The sequence below is a fragment of the Streptococcus urinalis 2285-97 genome, from assembly GCF_000188055.2.
In the GTDB taxonomy this organism is placed as follows: Bacteria; Bacillota; Bacilli; order Lactobacillales; family Streptococcaceae; genus Streptococcus; species Streptococcus urinalis.
On the sequence record NZ_AEUZ02000001.1, the window covers coordinates 964,844 to 982,224 of the forward strand.

The following is a 17,381-nucleotide window of genomic DNA, read 5'->3' on the forward strand; positions in this document are numbered from 1 at the left end:
TTAAATTCTTGATTTATAAATCAATGTTAGACAGCATAAAGTTATGCCTACAGAAATTTTCCAATTCATGATACAATGAGTGTAACATCTTAGAAGGGAGTAAAGTTTGGTAAAACCGATAAAAACACAATCAAATTTTATTGAAGCAATTGATGTCATTCTCTCTTCTGGAAAAATTTTATTAGAAAGTGGCTCGGAGATTTATCGTGTCGAAGAGACTATGGCACATATGGCTTCCAGTTTAAACCTCAAAGATTTTGAAGCTTATGTGGTTAATAGAGGAATCATAGCTTCTGGTTACAATCAATTGGGACAGAAAGAAGCTAAAGTCTTAAATGTTGGTGAGCCAGTGTTTCATCTTGGTAAGTTAGAAGCTGTCAATCAACTATCAAGACAAATTGTATCAGAAAAAATAACATCCATTCCTCTTATTAAGCAAAAGCTTGATTCTATAAACCATATGAAAGATTATAGTACATTTGCGAGTCTTCTTTCTTATTTTATAGGTGCTAGTAGTTTTTCATTAGCATTAAGTTCTTCTTTTGAAGATTCTCTTTTTGCTGGACTAGCAGGATTATTAATAGGTATTTTATTCCATTACATTAGGGATAAAATTCATACCGAATATTTATTGACCATTTTGGGAAGTTCTATTGCAACTTTTATCGTTAATATTTTGTATATTTTTGGGATTGGTGAACATAGAAGTCTAATCATACTTGGTGCCTTAATGGTACTTATTCCTGGTGGACTGTTTGTTAATGCTATCCGAGAATTTTCTCAAAATAATTTTACAACGGGTATTTCATTGATAATGTCAGCTATATTGATTTGTATTTCTATTTCAGTAGGTGTTGTTGTTACCATTGAGTTAATACCTTCAGCTGACCAGATGACTACGACATTTACAAATCATACCAACAATTTTTGGACCTATTTATGGCGAGCATCAATGGCAGGTGTGGGTACCATAGCTTTCTCATTATTGTATCATGTTCCGAAACGTTATTTTATTGATTTAGGAATGTTAGGTGCTTTATCTTGGCTTATCTACCTATTTGTTTCATCTAACTCTAAATGGAATGCATTAGCAGTCTTTTTATCTAGTTTATTTGTTTTGTTAGTTTCACGGTCATTGTCTAAAAAAAGGCAATGTCCTATGACACTTTTTATTTCAACAAGTATGTTTCCACTTATTCCTGGATTAAGTCTATATAGAGCAGTCTATTTTATGATAACAGGTTCTGAGGCATTGGCTATTGACTATTTTAGAGCTTGTTTTGTAACAGCATTTACCATTGCTATCTCAATTTCAATAGTGCAACAATTACCTCGAAAATTATTTAATGTAAAACGAAAAAAACAAAAAGTCACCTAAATGGGTGTCTTTTTTTAGAAACTTGTCATTCATTTCAACAAAAACTATAATAGCAATAGAAGATTGCGAAGTAGCGATGACAAATTTAAATTTATTATTTTCCATTGATGATAGTTATGTTGATCAACATCTCTTAAAAATAATAAAACACACCTATTTTTAGGACTTTCTAGCTTTGCTATTGTATTAATTGGTTTAATATTTGGAAAGAAAAAGTGGTTTTAAAAAAATAGGAGAAGTATGTCGCATTTTAAAAAACGAGTTATGTTAATAATGACTCTAATAGTTTCAGTATGTTTTATTGGTTTGGAAAATAGTTTTGTTGAAAATAAAAGAACTTTTAATTGTACCATTGAACGTCATTATAGACATCCAGTATCTTGAACAATTGAAGATAGTGGCGGAGAAAAATCGTTTGAACTGGGTCAAAGTATGGTTGAAATTGTGATTAATCCTTCAGGCATAATTGAAGAAGATAGTTCAGGACAGTTATTTTTAACCTTTAGGATGAGCTTAACTGATTTTTCAAGTCAATACCAATTTTCAACTCAAGAAGCTGGTAAGGGGCCATTCTATTCTGTAAGTGAAGAACTAGTGGGTACTGGAAGTGACTCTAATGGTTCCACAAAAGATATCAAAATTCCAATTTCAGATATCAATGCTGTTATTAGAGTATCAATGTTTGTAGAGCCTATGGGGAGGAGTGTTGTTTATTATTTAAGTTTTAGTCAGCTATCAGAGATTCAATCTCAAGAAGCAAAAATACCTGAAAGTCAAAGAGCAGTGCCTGAGCAGATCAAACCTAATCTTGATAAAGAGTCAGGTAAAGAAATCGATAAAACGAGTCATCCTAAAAGTCAAGATAAGAAAACAAAACATCATTCAAAATCACAAAAAGCATCAAAAGTAGTTGGTTTAGAAATATCTCACAGAAGAAATAAGCAGAAAACCCAGTCGCCAAATAAAAGACATTTCATTCAATTTATTTATTACCTTCCAACAGTAATTTTGATTTTATCTGCATTTATCTGGCTGTTAATCAAGAAAAGGCAAATCAAATGATGAAATTAATAAAAAGTTTATGCTTCATTTTTGTTGGTGTTTTAGTAACTGCATGTGTGAATCAACATCCTAAAATATCAAATTCTCCAACAAAATCACATCGATTAATTGCAACCTCAGTTGCTATTTCTGAAATATGTGATCGTCTTCATTTGGATTTAGTTGGTGTAACAGATACCAAAGCCTATCGCTTACCGAAAAGGTATGAAAATGTTAAACGAGTTGGTCTACCGATGAATCCAGATATGGAGGTTATTTCTTCATTAAAGCCCGATTTAGTGCTAAGTCCTTCTTCTCTTAAGGATGATTTGGAACCAAAATATAAAACAATAAAGGTTAATTATGGTTTTTTAAATTTGACAAGTGTAGAAGGAATGTTTCAATCCATTTTGGATTTAGGCCATCAGTATGATCGTGAAAAAGATCTAAGAAGTTGGTTCGTGACTATCAACAATTCTACCAAAAATTTAAAAAACAACATTATCCTAAAAGCAAACCTAAAGTACTGATATTGATGGGGTTACCTGGTAGTTACTTAGTTGCTACTAATCAATCTTATGTTGGTAATCTTGTTGAATTGTCCGGTGGTGAAAATTTCTTTAATTCTGATGACAAGGAATTTTTAACTGTTAATCTAGAAGCGATGTTATCACAAAAACCTGATATTATTCTACGAACGTCACATGATATGCCAGATAAAGTAAAAAAATGTTTCATTCAGAATTTAAAGAAAATGACATTTGGCAACATTTTGATGTTGTGAAAAATAATAAAGTTTATGATTTAGACAATCATTTATTTGGGATGAGTGCAAAACTAAATTATAAAGAGGCTATGTTAGACTTATCAAAGTATTTTAATGAAAAATAAGGAAGGTTTATGAATTACTTTACTAAAGTAAATAAAACACTGTTAGCTTTTATCATTTTGCCAATTTTACTCATTATGCTAATTTATTATGCTATGACTATTGGTGGTTTAAAACTTTCTTTTGTCACTATTTTAAAAGGCCTATTTATAACTTATAATCGTGACGTTGCTATTATCTATGATATTAGATTTCCGAGAATATTAGTTTCCCTTTTGACAGGTTCAGCATATGCTATTTCTGGGACACTTATACAAGTATCTCTAAGAAATGATTTGGCAGATTCAGGATTAATTGGAATTAGTAGTGGCGCAAATGTCATGGCTTTACTAGCAAGCTTATTATTTCCAGAATCTTATCTGTTTGGTAGTGTTTTTGCTTTTATTGGTGGCTTATTAACCTTTCTGGTGATTACTTTCTTTGCATGGCGACATCATTTTAGTGCCATTAAGCTATTGTTAGTTGGTATTGCATTGAATAGTTTTTTAATTGGTTTAGGTCAATTTTTAACCTCTTTATCAAGTATTACAAGATCAAATAAGTCAGCTTTAATGATGGAAACACTAAGTCAGAAAACTTGGCACGATATTCATTGGTTTGCACCTATTATTTTATGTGTGATCTTACTTTCTCTGTCACAAATCAAGAATTGCAAATTTTTGATGTTTGATGACAAATTATTGAGCTCACTTGGTGTTAACACTAATAAGTTAAGATTAAAGGTCTCTTTTTTAGCAGTTCTCCTTGCAGCACTAGCAACTGCTTTAGTTGGCTTAGTTTCCTTTTTAGGGTTGATTGTACCGCATATTGGCAGGTTAATAATAGGAAATCGTTTCCATTATTTAATCCCTTTTTATGGTCTATGTGGAGCTTTTCTCTTTCTCTTAGCAGATACAATTGGAAGATCTATTTTTTATCCTCTTGAAATCAGTCCTATAATGATAATGAATATTATTGGTGGACCAATTTTTATTTTATTACTAACAAGGAGTAAATGGGAATAATGTCAGAAGACTTTATTGTAGTAGCAGAACATTTGGCTTATGCCTATCCAAATAAAAGGGTTTTAAAAGACATCAATTTCAAAATTTTAAAAGGTAGTATTACAACATTTATTGGTGCAAATGGTTCAGGTAAATCAACACTCTTTCAAATACTAACGAAGAATTTAAAAAGTCAGATGGGGAGTGCCTTGATTCACCAAAATAATATAGAGACTCTCAAATTGAAAGAATTTTCACATATGGTGGCTTCAGTTCAGCAATATCATCAAAATATCGATAATATAACTGTTTTTGATCTGGTAAGTCTAGGACATCAGGCTAAAAAATCAATTTTTCAAAGACTAAATAAAAATGATTTGGAAAATAACAATTGGGCAATTGAAGTTACTCAACTTCAAAACTTAAAAACGTGTTTTTTTAGTCAATTATCTGGAGGAGAAAAACAACGCGTTTGGTTAGCTTTAGCTTTAGCACAAAAAACAGAGATATTAATATTAGATGAACCAACGACCTATCTGGATATGAAATATCAAATAGATTTTCTAAAACTCATCCAAAAAATAAATAGAGAATTTAAAATCACTATATTGATGATTCTACATGATATAAATCAAGCCATCACTTTTTCAGATACTGTTATCGGTCTAAAAAACGGTAAATGTCTTTCAAGAAATTTAAAGACTGACTCAATTGATGAACAGTTTATCGAAACGATATTTAACGTCAATTTACCTATTATTGACTATAAAGGAAAAAAATAATAATAACATCCTCCTGATATCGGGAGGTTTAGAGAGGATACTCAATTAATGACTCTTGAAAATAAAGAGTATTCAACATAATTAAAAAGGACTATTTTAAAAAAACTCAAACATTTAGTGAAACCTAAAATGCATTATCTTTATTGGGCTTCATTATTAGCGTGGTTCCAATTTTTATCACGAATTATATGTTTTTATATTATTGCTCAACTTTTTAATGCTTTCGTTCATCATCAACACGTTAATGTATTAAAACATGCTATATTGCTTTTTGGAATAAGTATAATTGGTTTTATTATTTCATTATTTGCCAAAAATCTACAAGGCATCTTATCTCAATATGCGCGTGATCACTTAAAAAAATCATTTTTAGAATCTTTTAAAAAGAAGTATTCATCATTTTCATCAAAGACAAATGCAGATATCTATAATCTTGTTTCACAAGGAATAGATAGTTTAGATACTTATTATTCGCATTATCTCTCGTCATCACTAAGAACACTATTTAATTGTCTAACAATACTAGTCATTGTGATCTTGATTTTTCCACTAGGAGGCATTATATTTTTAGTGATATTACCATTAATACCAATTTCTATTAAGTTAATGCAGAAACGATCACAAAAGATTATGAAACATTATTGGCAAACCTATATGGATGTGGGTAATCTTTTTATGGATGATTTAGAAGGATTAAATACGCTTTATTCTTATCAAGTGGATGAAAGATACGAAATTGAGTTTATTAAAAAAAGCAGAAGCATTTCGAAAAGCAACAATGCAACTTTTAGCATTCCAATTACAAGCTGTCGGATATATGGATGCCGTTATGTATTTAGGCATTGGGTTGTCTGGTTTCACTGAGGCGATTTTTGTTAGTCAATTGCAACTTTCCCTCGGCCACTTTCTATTTTTTATCCTATTAGCGACAGAATTTTTTGTTCCCATAAGAGAACAAAGTTACGGAATGCACCTTGTTATGATGAATACCAAAATAGCTGATAGGATTTTTTCATTCCTAGATTCAGAAGTGCTCAAAGAAAAAACTGAAGAATGCCACCTAAAAAGCTTTGATAATGTTTTGATTAAACAGCTTAGTTTTCAATATGATGAAACGGTATTAATTAATGGACTAAATGTAAAATTTGAAAGAGGAAAAATAACAGCAATAGTTGGAAAATCTGGATTAGGAAAGTCAACACTTTCTCAATTATTACAAGGAAATCAAGTTATTCCAGAAAAAACAATATTTTTGGGTGATCAAGATATCAGTTATTTCTCAAGAGAGCAAATTTGTCAGGAAATCATTTGTGTTTCAAATAATTCATATTTGTTCAATAAAAGTATCTATTTTAACTTAACATTAGGGAGTGAGATGACAAAATCACAATTAATCAAATGGCTGGAAGATCATCAGTTACTTCAATTTATATGGCAATTACCTGATGGGATAGACACAAATGTGGGTGAAAATGGGACACAGTTATCAACGGGGCAAAGACAGCAATTATTATGTGTCAGAGCACTTCTTGCAAAAAGATCACTCTATATATTTGATGAGGTGACATCTAGTGTGGATTCAGAGACTGAACAAAGTCTTTTAAAAATCATAAAATTAATCTCAAAAAAAGCTATCGTCGTTTTTATCACTCATAAGACTAGACTTATTAAAGAAATGAATCATGTTATTTATTTTGATCCTAATCATTCACAAATTTGTTCGACAGCAAATCAATTATATCGAACACAATCAAGCTTCAGAGATTTGGCAGATTGGCAAGAACGATTGGAGGAGAGTTTAGATGCGAAAACAAACTAACAATTCATTTAAAACAATGTTAAAACAGATTATGGGAATAAAATCCTTAGTTCCTTTCTTAGCTTTGGCAATTTTGTTTGCAATATTGGGATTTATCGTCAGCATCTTTATCCCCTCTTTTCTTGTCATGTTGGGTCTTGATGCTATAAAAGAAAATTCAATCTCTGTCATAAGCCTCTCTATTTTAGTTATTTTAGCTTTTTCAAGAGGTTTGTGTCGTTATGGCGAACATTTTTTGGTCACTATGTTGTTTTTAAAGTTTTGGCTAAATATCGTAGAGATATTTTTTCGGCATTGCGTCGGAAAATACCTGCTATACTTGACACAAAAAATAGTGGTGAGCTTTTTAAAATGATTAGCGAAGATATTGAAGCAATGGAAATCTTTTTTGCGCACACACTGGCTCCAATTTGTACGGCTTTTTTATCAGCTTTACTCATATTTTTGTATTTTGGACAGTTTAGTTTGTTACTTTCTTTTATTAGTCTGTCATCCTATTTTGTAATAGCATTTTTAATTCCAGCACTTATGCTAAACGTCTGACTCCTAAAATAAAAAAACTCCAAAAAGAAAAAGCAGAGTATGTCAATGTGTTTATTGATTCTCTAAATGGGATGTATGATTTAGTGCAATTCCATTGGGAATTAAGAAGATTCTCTGAAATCCTTCAGAAGAGTCAAAAAGTAAATCATTCTGAGAGAGACTTATCAACAATTCATTATATTCAACAAGTTATCACTTATTTTTGTTTAGCTATCTCGTTATTAGTATTCTCAATAGTCGTTTTAATAGGAATCAATACTGGTCATATTAACCTTGAAAATGGTATTATATTAGTAATTGTTTTTACGTCTTCTTTTGCACCATTTTTAGAATTGAGTCGATTACCTTTAGGGTTAAAAAAAGCTTTAAACGCAGCTGAACATATACTAAAAATAGTAGAAGAAGTAATGCCTATCAAAAAAGGACATCACCAACTTGATCAAATGAAATCTATCATTTTTGAAGATGTTACGTTTTCTTATCCTAATAGATCAAGAGATGTGATAAGAAATCTTAATCTTATTGTAGAAAAACCAATTATTATTGGGATAAAAGGACAATCTGGTGCTGGTAAAACCACTATTATGAAACTCATAATGAGATGGTATGATAAGCAAATAGGGAATCTTTATTTAAATGATTTTGAAATAGAAACATTAGATCCTAGAAAGCTTCAAAATAAAATTGCCTTTGTTCCACAAGTCCCTAAATTGTTTCATCAAACCCTTAGAGAAAACCTTGTTTTTGCTAATAATAAAATCAGTGATCAAGCTATTTTTGAGATGGCATCTGATCTTGATTTGACGGACAAATTATTATCTTTACCACATGGTTTAGATACTGTTTTAGATGGTAAAATCGTATTTTCTGATGGTGAAAAGCAACGACTAGAAATCTTAAGAGCCTTGATTAAGGATGCTGATTGTTATCTTTTTGATGAACCAACCGCAAATCTTGATTCTCTAAATGAAGCTAGATTTTTGAAGGTAGTTAATAAATACTGTAAAGGCATAGTTATTATTATTAGTCACAGAGCATCAACTTTATCTGTAGCTGATAAGATTTTAACATTAAATCAAAATAAACTTGAAGAGGTAATACGAGAAAATGAACAAATTGAAAGTTAATGATATTATGACAATTGGAGCACTTTCTGCCTTATATTTTATTTGTGTTGGTATAGGTACATTACTTGGTATTCCTTTCGACAAATCTGGAAATATGTTTTATGCTCCTGCATTTGCAGCACTTCTTTCTGGAACAGTATATTTGCTAATGATAGCAAAAGTTAAAAAATTTGGAGCTATTACAATCTTAGGGACTATTATGGGGATCTTTTTCTTCCTGACAGGACATTTTTTTGCGGCTGTTCTTCCAGCTATTATTTTTGGACTTATAGCTGACTGCATTGCTTTCTTAGGGAAATACCAATCCAAGTGGATTAATTTATTTTCTTTTATTGTCTTTTCATTTGCTAATAGTGGACCTATTATTTTAATGTGGATTTTAAAAGATATCTACATTCAATCACTTCTTGATAAGGGAAAGGATATGTCTTATGTCAATAAAGTCATGTTGGATTTTAACCTTTCAACAATTTCCTGGTTCATCTTTACAGTGGTTGTAGGAGCTCTTCTTGGTGGTTTATTTGGAAACTCATTACTAAAAAAACATTTTCTAAAATCAGGGATGATTTCATGAAATTAGATGTTAGAACAAAATTATTACTTTTAGTATTAGCCAATCTCACATTCTTGTTGAGAACACATTCATTCATTCTTTTGATGATTGGAAGTGTTATGACTGTATTTTTATTTTTAATGGGTAGTCAAAAAACGGCCAAACATTACGCAGAAGCTCTATTGTTTATAGTTCTTACAAGTTTCTTTTGGGATAAATTGCCACTTTTTATGGTTAGACCAATTTCTATTTTTATCGTTGTTGCCACCTATATTTTACCTTGTTGTATAGCAGCCAGTATTTTGATTAAAACTACTAGTGCTTATGAATTAGTTCATGGTCTTCGAAAACTACATTTTCCTGAAACGGTCTTATTAACTTTTGCAGTGATGTTACGATTTTTACCTTCCATAAAAGAAGAAACTAGAATCATTCATCAATCTTTAAAAGTTAGGAGTATTTTTCTACATAAAAGAGATATTCTTTTTCATCCAAAAAGTTATTTTGAATTTTTACTTGTACCTTTGCTGATGTCATTATTGAGAAAAAGTCGTGATTTAACATTGTCTACATTAACAAAAGGCTTAGCCATTAAAAATCAATCAACAAATTATTATCAATCATCATTTAGCTGGAAAGATTGGGGTGTACAGATTTGGATTCTAGTTACAATTATCATGATGCTGACGTTCTCCTAAGTGCTGAAAACTTATCTTTTACATATCAAAGGGAAGATAAGGTATCTTGTCTGATAAATGATATTCAGTTAAATCCAGGAAAAGTATATGTTTTATGTGGAAAGTCAGGTTCAGGTAAATCTACTTTTTTAAAATTAATAAATGGTCTCATTCCAGATTATTTTCAAGGTCAAATTGAAGGTTTTCTCAGAGTTCTCAGTCATAGAATTGGTGAAGATAGTGTCGAGGTGCTTTCTAATGATGTAGCGAGTGTCTTTCAAAACCCCTCTAGTCAATTTTTTTATGAAAGGGTAAAACATGAGCTAGTCTTTCCTTGTGAAAATAAAGGAATGTCAACATATCAGATTGAGAAAAAACTCAATCAACTGTTATCTGAATTTCATATTGAGGATTTATTAAATCGTCAATTACGTTCTTTATCAGGAGGTCAAAGACAATTAGTAGCTATTGCAACAGCAATTATGCAGTCAACAGCCTTAATTATTTTAGATGAACCTACAGCTAATTTAGATCATGATGGCTGTGAGATTGTCAAACAAAAAATTAATTATTTAAAATCTCAAGGGATATCTGTCATAATAGCTGAACATAGACTCAATTATTTAATCGATGTTGCTGATGAATTTCTTTATTTTGAAAATGGTGTTTTAAATCGTCAATTTTCGATAAATGACTTACTTAGCTTAGAAAACAAAGAACGAAAAGAATTAGGTTTAAGAGCATTTAAGATACCAGCGATTTGGGATTATAAAAAGGATAAAATGTGTGCTCAATTTTACTTTAAAGATGATGAGTATGTCATAAGTCAATTAGCAGTTAAAGCCGGACAGGATTTACTTCAAAGCTATCAAAAATTGAGTTTTAAAAAAGGTCAAATCACTTCGATAATTGGTAAAAACGGAATCGGTAAATCAAGATTAGCAAATTATCTCTCTGGTTTGTTAGAAGATAAAAACGCACATTTTATGTTTGACGGAAAGTCCCTGTCACAAAAAGAAAGATTACAAAAGACTGCTTTTGTCATGCAAGAAGTTCAATTACAATTAGTTGCAGATAGTGTTATTAATGAAGTCAATTTAGGGCATAAGCCTCATCCAAATACGGATGCTATCTTGGAAACATTGAATTTACATGCTTTAAAAGAAAAACATCCGATGACTTTATCTGGTGGTGAACAACAAAGACTCATGATTGCTGCAAGTTTATTATCGGATAAAGAGATTTTTATTTTTGATGAACCAAGTTGTGGTTTAGACTTGCTGCAAATGAAGGCAGTTGCTAAATTGTTAATAGATTTAAAACAAGAAGGAAAAATTGTTATCTTAATTTCACATGATGTCGAATTATTATCTTTAGTATCTGATAGGATTTACCAAATCCAATAAAAAAACAGTTAATTAAAACTGTTTTTTTTATTGGATTGTTTCTAATAATTGTTGTGCTGAAGTCGTTGGGAGAATTCTAATTCGTTTTAAAGATAATAAACCATCTGAAACTGAAGCTAATCCTTCATGAGTTGTAACACCAAGTTTATAATTCAAACTTTGAGCAATGTTTAGTGTAGAATCATTATAGCGACCAGAAGGATATGCAACAGCGATTGTATTTTGATGGAGTTGTTCATCCAGATAAACTTTTGAGTCTTTTAATTCGTTTTTTTGAACGGTGTCTGATTGAAGGGATAAATCAGGATGATTAACAGTATGATCTTGAAAAGACATTCCGTCTTTCTTCATTTCTAACATTTGTGTGATTGTTAAATTACCTTTACTCCCAGATTGTGTCAAACCAGTGATAACGTTATTAGTCGCTTTTGCTTTATATTTTTTTAGAATTGGGTAGGCAACATTGTAAAAGTCAATCATACTATCATCAAATGTAAGCCATACATATTTATGACTTGGCTTTTCATTTTTACTAAGAATCCTAAAGGCTTCTTCAGGTGTTAAAAAGTAATAACCATTTTGACTAAGAGCTTTAATTTGGCTTTCAAAAGTGTCTGGAGAAACAATAAGATTTTCATTAGCTTTTTCTTCTTGTCCCATGACATGGACGGCATGATACATTAGTATTGGTACTTTTAAAGGATCACTTGCTTTTTGCCAAACTTGTTTTGGACTAGAGCCCTTCTTATTACTATTTGTTACTTTTTTTGATTCACCTTTGTGAGAACTTTTTTTTGACTGTTTTGTCATAACTTGAGTGAATTCTCTAACAGTATGATTAATGGAGTTACTTTTATAATGATAAATGAGTACTCCAACAAATAGAACACAAAAGACTAATAGAAAGCAGTTTAAGATAGCAAGGCCTTTCCTTTTTTGACGACGATGACTCCTATTTGCCATATTTATCTCCTTATTAATTTATAGTAGTAATATTGTATCATTTTTTTAAACAATATTATCATTATATTAGAAAAAATGTATTACATTTAATGACATATCAAAAAGCAAGAATAAAGAAAATGTTTGGAATTTCTAAAAAAATAGTGTGCTTAAAGAATATAGAATAGTGTTTAATGGTATAATGTTATTAATTATACATTTTTATGATCTGAATATTAATGTTTGTTTAGCCAAGGAGTTATTATGAGTATCAATATTGCAATATTAGGTTATGGAACAGTAGCTAGTGGTTTACCAATTATGATTAACCAACAAAAAAAACAAATGACTCAGTTTGTTGGAGAAGAAATCAAAATTTCAAAAGTTTTGGTGAGACAAAAAAATACCTTTAATGAAAATGCAGCAGAACAATTTGGTTTTACATTAGTTGACAACATCGATTCAATCGTAAATGATCCCACAATACAAATTGTTGTTGAATTAATGGGAAGAATTGATCCTGCCAAATCTTATCTAATGAAAATCTTGAGAGCAAAAAAGCATCTTGTTACTGCAAATAAAGATTTAATTGCACTTCATGGTCAAGAACTTGAAAAATGCGCAAAAGAAAATAATGTTGGTCTCTATTATGAAGCAGCTGTGGCTGGCGGCATTCCAATTTTAAGAACTTTAGCAAGTGCTTATGCCTCAGATCATATTACAAAATTATTAGGTATTTTGAATGGGACATCCAATTTTATGCTAACAAAAATGTTTGAAGAAAATTGGTCATATGATCAAGCACTTTCTAAAGCTCAAGAATTAGGTTATGCGGAAAGTGATCCAACAAATGATGTTGAAGGCATTGATGCGGCTTATAAATTAGCTATTTTATGTCAGTTTGCTTTTGGTATGAGAATTCCATTTAACGAAATAAGTCATCAAGGAATACCGTCAATTACTAAGGAAGATGTTTCTGTTGCAAGACAATTGGGTTATGTAATTAAGTTAGTAGGCCATATAGAAGAAGGTAATAATGGTCTTGAAGCAGAAGTTGTTCCAACTTTTATTTCTGTTAAACATCCATTAGCTAGTGTCGATGATGTTATGAATGCCATTTTTATAGAATCTGATGGTATTGGAAATGCAATGTATTACGGTGCTGGTGCTGGTCAGATGCCTACAGCAACATCAGTATTGTCTGATATCATGACAATTGCAAAACAAGTTCATAATCATTTACCAGTAGATCATTTTAATAGATTAGATCAAACTATTGTTAGTGGAATTGAAAGTCAAACTGAGGTAAAGAAACAGTATTATTTTGCTTTTGAAACACCAGACTTAAGTGGCCAATTTATGAAGATTGCGTCATGGTTTAAAGTTGAAGGCATTTCATTTGAACAAATTTTACAGGAAAAAGGGACTAACCAACTTGCTAGAGTGGTTATCATAACTCATGAAATGTCAAAAAAACAAGTAGAGCAATTAAAAAAACATATCAATGAAAATGAAGATATTCAATTATTAAATGTATTTAATGTGATTGAAGCATAAGAAATAAAAAGAGAAGTGTGAAACAAGATGAAAATAAGAGTTCCTGCAACATCCGCAAATATTGGTCCAGGTTTTGATTCAGTAGGTTTAGCTGTTACTTTATACCTAGAAATTGATGTCATTAAAGAAAGTAAAGAATGGTATATTGAACATGATTTAAAAGGAGTGCCTAATGATGCTACTAATTTATTAATTTCGACTGCACTCCAAATTGAACCCAATTTAAGACCTCATTATTTGAAAATGACGTCATCAATTCCCTTAGCAAGAGGATTGGGCTCGTCTTCTAGTGTCATAGTAGCTGGTATTGAATTAGCAAACCAATTAGGTAATCTTAACTTATCAATTGATGAAAAGTTGAACCTAGCTACAAAGATTGAAGGTCATCCTGATAATGTAGCTCCCGCTTTACTTGGTAATTTAGTCATTTCACAATATTGTAATGAAAGGGTACAATATATCAAAACGGACTTTCCAGAAACCGCATTATTGGCTTATATTCCAAATTATGAATTAAAGACTAGTGACTCTAGACAAGTTTTGCCTCAATCACTTGATTATAAAGAGGCGGTCCTTGCTTCTTCAACAGCAAATGTAGTGGTAGCTGCATTAATGTCTGGTAATATTGTATTAGCTGGTAAAGCAATTGAGCAGGATCAATTTCATCAACCATATCGTTTAAAATTAGTTAAAGAATTTAATACTGTAAGAGATCTTTCTAAAGCTAGTGGAGCCTATGGAATATACCTTTCAGGAGCTGGTCCAACATTAATGATACTTATTGAAAAGTCTAAAGTAGACCAATTAAAAACTAAGATTGAACAGTTAAATTTAAATGGGGATTTAGAAATATTAGATATTGATAAGAAAGGTGTACAAGTTGTCTAAAGAAACAAAAGGGATATTATTTGCGTTATTAAGTTATTTACTTTGGGGATTTTTATCTCTTTATTGGAAATTACTATCACATGTAGAAGCTTATCAATCTTTTTCTTATCGAATTGTTTGGACTCTTGTAACCATGTCATTCTATATATTAATTTCAAACAGGACAAAGTTTTTTAAGAGTCAGATGAAAACATTATCGTCTTCTAAAAAAGCTAGTTTTTCAATTTTATTGGCTGGTATATTTATTTCAATCAATTGGGTAACTTACATCTGGGCAGTTGGACATGGACAAGCTACCGAAGCTAGCTTAGGCTATTATATGATGCCGTTAGCATCTGTTTTGCTCTCTATTATCTTTTTAAAAGAAAAACTTTCTTTGGCAGCAAAATTATCAGTTCTACTGGCCTTTTGTGGTGTTGCTTATCTTGTTTTTCAAACAGGACATGTGCCTTTTGTTTCTTTGATTTTGGCTCTATCTTTTTCAATCTATGGTTTGATTAAAAAAAATGTGACGTTATCTAGCGATGCTTCAATGTTAGTTGAAGCAATCATCATTTTACCATTAGCTTTATTTTATATTTTAGTTATTAGTAAAACTCCTCTTAGTCACTATACTTTTACTGAAAATATTCTCTTGGCTTTTTCTGGAATTGTAACTGCCATTCCCCTATTGCTATTTGCAGAAGGTGTCAAAAGAGCACCTTTAAATAAAATAGGATTTATTCAGTACATCAATCCAACGATACAACTCTGTATTGCAGTTTCTATCTTTAAAGAGCCTTTTGATAAGTCCTCATTTCTTGGCTTTTTACTTATTTGGATAGCTATTTTCTTATTTGCGATTGGTCAATTTTTGGAGGGCAAGTCTATAAAGCAAAATGAACTAATGGAATAATGTCTTGATTAGTTCTATGATATAATAGGTTTATTAATTAAAAGGAAGTGTCAAAGTGACTTATGAAGAAGTCCTAGATTGGATTCATTCGCAATTAAAATTTGGAATAAAGCCAGGTATCGAAAGAGTAAAATGGTTGCTCAATGAACTTGGTAATCCTCATCAACAGTTAACAGCAGTTCATGTTGTCGGTACAAATGGTAAAGGATCGACTGTTAATTACCTTCAAACGATATTTTCTAGTGTAGGATATGAAGTTGGAAGCTTTACTTCTCCATACATTATGGATTTTAGAGAGCGTATTAGTCTTAATGGCAATATGATTTCAAAAGAAGATTTGGTATTTTTAGCTAATCACATTAAACCAATAGTAGAAAGATTACCAATAGAAACCGGCTTTGAACCTGCAACAGAATTTGAAATTATAACGGTTATGATGTGTTATTACTTTGGAAAGGTTCATCCAGTTGATATTGCATTCATAGAAGCTGGTCTTGGAGGTTTATATGATTCTACTAATGTTTTTCATGCAAAGGCAGTCATTTGTCCGTCTATAGGACTTGATCATCAAGATATTTTAGGAAAAACTTACCAAGAAATAGCTCATCAAAAAGTTGGAGTTTTAACAGCTGGAGAGCCATTTATTTTTGCAACCGAAAAACAATCAGTAGAAAAGGTTTTTTTAACTGAAGCAAATGAGAAGTCTTGTCCCACATATCAATTTGATAAAGATTTTTTTATAACAAGTCGTGATAACGGTTTTGATTTTGAATATAAAAATTTTAGAATAACTAATATTGTTCTTGATATGAAAGGAAAACATCAAATGATTAATGCCAGTTTAGTCATTATGACTTGTTTACTTTTAAACAAGGATTTTCCAAAATTATCAGCAGATTTGATTAAACTTGGACTTGAAAAGAGCCATTGGTTGGGACGTACAGAACTACTAAGCAGTCATTTAATGATTGATGGTGCTCATAATCGTGAAAGTGTTGAGGCACTTGTTAAAGTTATGCAAAACGATTATTCTGATAAAAAAATTCATATTCTTTTTTCAGCAATAAATACTAAACCAATTGATGATATGTTAGCAATGCTTGAAGAAATTGGTGAACTGACAGTAACTTCATTTCATTATCCACGAGCAGTTGCCTTAGACCAATACCCACAAAAGTATCGAAAAGTAACTCAGTTTCAAGATTGGTTGAAATCTTACCAAGAGGATTCAGAAACTGATTTTTATCTGATTACAGGATCTTTGTATTTTATATCAGAAGTTAGACAATATTGGTTAAAAAAGAATAATAATTAATGACAATAAAGGAGACTAATGTGGCAGATCAAAAGAAAATGGAAGCTGCAATATATCAATTCTTAGAGGCTTTAGGAGAAGATCCTGAGAGAGAAGGACTGAAAGACACTCCAAAGCGAGTTTCAAACATGTATTTGGAAATGTTTTCTGGCTTACATCAGGATCCTAAAAACGAATTTACGGCCCTTTTTCAAGAAGATTATGAAAATCTGGTTCTTGTCAAGGATATTCCTTTTTATTCCATGTGTGAACACCATTTAGTTCCATTTTATGGGAAGGTCCATATTGCTTATTTGCCACAAGATGGAAAAGTTACAGGTCTTAGCAAATTAGCACGTGCAGTTGAAGTGGCTAGTAAAAGACCTCAATTGCAAGAACGACTTACAGAACAAATAGCCGATGCTCTAGATCAAGCACTAAATCCGCAAGGTGTCTATGTTATGGTTGAAGCTGAACACATGTGTATGACAATGCGTGGCATTAAAAAACCTGGAAGCAAAACGATCACAACAATTGCAAAAGGACTTTACCAATCAAATGATTCATTAAGACAAGAAGTTATGAGTTTAATTAAATAAGGAGTTTA

At 31.1% G+C, this 17,381-nt stretch carries 16 protein-coding genes and 2 pseudogenes; 16 read left to right on the forward strand and 2 right to left on the reverse strand.

Features of this window, described 5'->3' with window-relative positions:
• Nucleotides 1–106: 106 nt before the first annotated feature.
• From STRUR_RS04910 to STRUR_RS04940, 6 genes and pseudogenes are all read left to right on the forward strand, one after another.
• A complete protein-coding gene (locus STRUR_RS04910; RefSeq protein ID WP_006739544.1) occupies nucleotides 107–1,378 on the forward strand; it encodes a threonine/serine exporter family protein in 1,272 nt (423 codons plus the stop codon).
• A 387-nt stretch (nucleotides 1,379–1,765) separates the two neighbouring features.
• The gene (locus STRUR_RS04915; RefSeq protein WP_265092860.1) at nucleotides 1,766–2,440 is read left to right on the forward strand and encodes a heme-binding Shp domain-containing protein; all 675 of its coding nucleotides are present in this window, start codon (nucleotides 1,766–1,768) and stop codon (nucleotides 2,438–2,440) included.
• A pseudogene (gene isdE, locus STRUR_RS11280) lies at nucleotides 2,437–3,310 on the forward strand (heme ABC transporter substrate-binding protein IsdE). Before STRUR_RS04915 ends, isdE begins: the two are co-directional and overlap by 4 nt.
• Before the next feature lie 9 nt (nucleotides 3,311–3,319).
• Nucleotides 3,320–4,312: a FecCD family ABC transporter permease gene (locus STRUR_RS04930; protein WP_006739999.1), complete on the forward strand. Its 993-nt coding sequence runs from the start codon at nucleotides 3,320–3,322 to the stop codon at nucleotides 4,310–4,312.
• Nucleotides 4,312–5,073: an ABC transporter ATP-binding protein gene (locus STRUR_RS04935; RefSeq protein WP_006739767.1), complete on the forward strand. Its 762-nt coding sequence runs from the start codon at nucleotides 4,312–4,314 to the stop codon at nucleotides 5,071–5,073. The genes STRUR_RS04930 and STRUR_RS04935 overlap by 1 nt, the downstream gene beginning before the upstream one ends.
• Nucleotides 5,074–5,166: 93 nt before the next feature.
• Nucleotides 5,167–6,892, forward strand: a pseudogene (locus tag STRUR_RS04940) (ABC transporter ATP-binding protein/permease).
• On the opposite strand, the gene STRUR_RS12100 reads toward STRUR_RS04940, so the two are convergent.
• Nucleotides 6,872–7,063 (reverse strand): hypothetical protein, encoded by a 192-nt coding sequence (locus tag STRUR_RS12100; protein WP_037595585.1) that lies wholly within the window; start codon nucleotides 7,061–7,063, stop codon nucleotides 6,872–6,874. The pseudogene STRUR_RS04940 and the gene STRUR_RS12100 overlap by 21 nt on opposite strands.
• A 42-nt stretch (nucleotides 7,064–7,105) precedes the next feature.
• Between STRUR_RS12100 and STRUR_RS12105 the strand changes: the two genes are divergently transcribed.
• The 5 genes from STRUR_RS12105 to STRUR_RS04970 are packed head-to-tail and all read left to right on the forward strand — an operon-like array spanning nucleotide 7,106 to nucleotide 11,198.
• Entirely contained in the window at nucleotides 7,106–7,435 is a 330-nt protein-coding gene (locus STRUR_RS12105; protein ID WP_037595587.1) for a hypothetical protein, read from the forward strand.
• Between the two features lie 47 nt (nucleotides 7,436–7,482).
• On the forward strand, nucleotides 7,483–8,562 hold the full coding sequence (locus STRUR_RS04955) for an ATP-binding cassette domain-containing protein (RefSeq protein WP_006740252.1): 1,080 nt from the start codon (nucleotides 7,483–7,485) through the stop codon (nucleotides 8,560–8,562).
• The gene (locus STRUR_RS04960) at nucleotides 8,543–9,136 is read left to right on the forward strand and encodes an MptD family putative ECF transporter S component (RefSeq protein WP_006738468.1); all 594 of its coding nucleotides are present in this window, start codon (nucleotides 8,543–8,545) and stop codon (nucleotides 9,134–9,136) included. Before STRUR_RS04955 ends, STRUR_RS04960 begins: the two co-directional genes overlap by 20 nt.
• The gene (locus STRUR_RS04965; RefSeq protein ID WP_006738479.1) at nucleotides 9,133–9,813 is read left to right on the forward strand and encodes an energy-coupling factor transporter transmembrane component T family protein; all 681 of its coding nucleotides are present in this window, start codon (nucleotides 9,133–9,135) and stop codon (nucleotides 9,811–9,813) included. Before STRUR_RS04960 ends, STRUR_RS04965 begins: the two co-directional genes overlap by 4 nt.
• Nucleotides 9,747–11,198: an ABC transporter ATP-binding protein gene (locus STRUR_RS04970; RefSeq protein WP_037595590.1), complete on the forward strand. Its 1,452-nt coding sequence runs from the start codon at nucleotides 9,747–9,749 to the stop codon at nucleotides 11,196–11,198. The genes STRUR_RS04965 and STRUR_RS04970 overlap by 67 nt, the downstream gene beginning before the upstream one ends.
• A 27-nt stretch (nucleotides 11,199–11,225) precedes the next feature.
• Here the strand turns inward: STRUR_RS04970 and STRUR_RS04975 are convergent, their stop codons facing one another.
• Nucleotides 11,226–12,161 (reverse strand): polysaccharide deacetylase family protein, encoded by a 936-nt coding sequence (locus tag STRUR_RS04975; protein WP_006739966.1) that lies wholly within the window; start codon nucleotides 12,159–12,161, stop codon nucleotides 11,226–11,228.
• A 243-nt stretch (nucleotides 12,162–12,404) separates the two neighbouring features.
• On the opposite strand from STRUR_RS04975, the gene STRUR_RS04980 reads away from it, so the two are divergent.
• From STRUR_RS04980 to folE, 5 genes are read left to right on the forward strand one after another with little or no spacing between them, the layout of a single operon-like run.
• The gene (locus tag STRUR_RS04980; protein ID WP_006740444.1) at nucleotides 12,405–13,697 is read left to right on the forward strand and encodes a homoserine dehydrogenase; all 1,293 of its coding nucleotides are present in this window, start codon (nucleotides 12,405–12,407) and stop codon (nucleotides 13,695–13,697) included.
• A gap of 27 nt (nucleotides 13,698–13,724) precedes the next feature.
• Nucleotides 13,725–14,585 carry a homoserine kinase gene (gene thrB, locus STRUR_RS04985; RefSeq protein ID WP_006738776.1) on the forward strand — a complete coding sequence of 287 codons (861 nt, stop codon included), beginning with the start codon at nucleotides 13,725–13,727 and terminating at the stop codon, nucleotides 14,583–14,585.
• Complete coding sequence (rarD, locus tag STRUR_RS04990; RefSeq protein WP_006739434.1) at nucleotides 14,578–15,480, forward strand: EamA family transporter RarD; 903 nt, start codon at nucleotides 14,578–14,580, stop codon at nucleotides 15,478–15,480. Before thrB ends, rarD begins: the two co-directional genes overlap by 8 nt.
• 55 nt (nucleotides 15,481–15,535) lie before the next feature.
• Nucleotides 15,536–16,795, forward strand: a complete 1,260-nt coding sequence (locus STRUR_RS04995; protein WP_006739960.1) for a bifunctional folylpolyglutamate synthase/dihydrofolate synthase — start codon at nucleotides 15,536–15,538, stop codon at nucleotides 16,793–16,795.
• A 20-nt stretch (nucleotides 16,796–16,815) separates the two neighbouring features.
• On the forward strand, nucleotides 16,816–17,373 hold the full coding sequence (folE, locus tag STRUR_RS05000; protein WP_006739203.1) for a GTP cyclohydrolase I FolE: 558 nt from the start codon (nucleotides 16,816–16,818) through the stop codon (nucleotides 17,371–17,373).
• Nucleotides 17,374–17,381: the final 8 nt, after the last annotated feature.

Bases quoted from the DNA above. Each gene is read 5' to 3' on its own strand.
- STRUR_RS04930 (WP_006739999.1), top strand. From the start codon at position 3,320: ATGAATTACTTTACTAAAGTAAATAAAACACTGTTAGCTTTTATCATT.
- STRUR_RS04935 (WP_006739767.1), top strand. From the start codon at position 4,312: ATGTCAGAAGACTTTATTGTAGTAGCAGAACATTTGGCTTATGCCTAT.
- STRUR_RS12100 (WP_037595585.1), bottom strand. From the start codon at position 7,063: ATGACAGAGATTGAATTTTCTTTTATAGCATCAAGACCCAACATGACA.
- STRUR_RS04960 (WP_006738468.1), top strand. From the start codon at position 8,543: ATGAACAAATTGAAAGTTAATGATATTATGACAATTGGAGCACTTTCT.
- STRUR_RS04965 (WP_006738479.1), top strand. From the start codon at position 9,133: ATGAAATTAGATGTTAGAACAAAATTATTACTTTTAGTATTAGCCAAT.
- STRUR_RS04975 (WP_006739966.1), bottom strand. From the start codon at position 12,161: ATGGCAAATAGGAGTCATCGTCGTCAAAAAAGGAAAGGCCTTGCTATC.
- STRUR_RS04980 (WP_006740444.1), top strand. From the start codon at position 12,405: ATGAGTATCAATATTGCAATATTAGGTTATGGAACAGTAGCTAGTGGT.
- thrB (WP_006738776.1), top strand. From the start codon at position 13,725: ATGAAAATAAGAGTTCCTGCAACATCCGCAAATATTGGTCCAGGTTTT.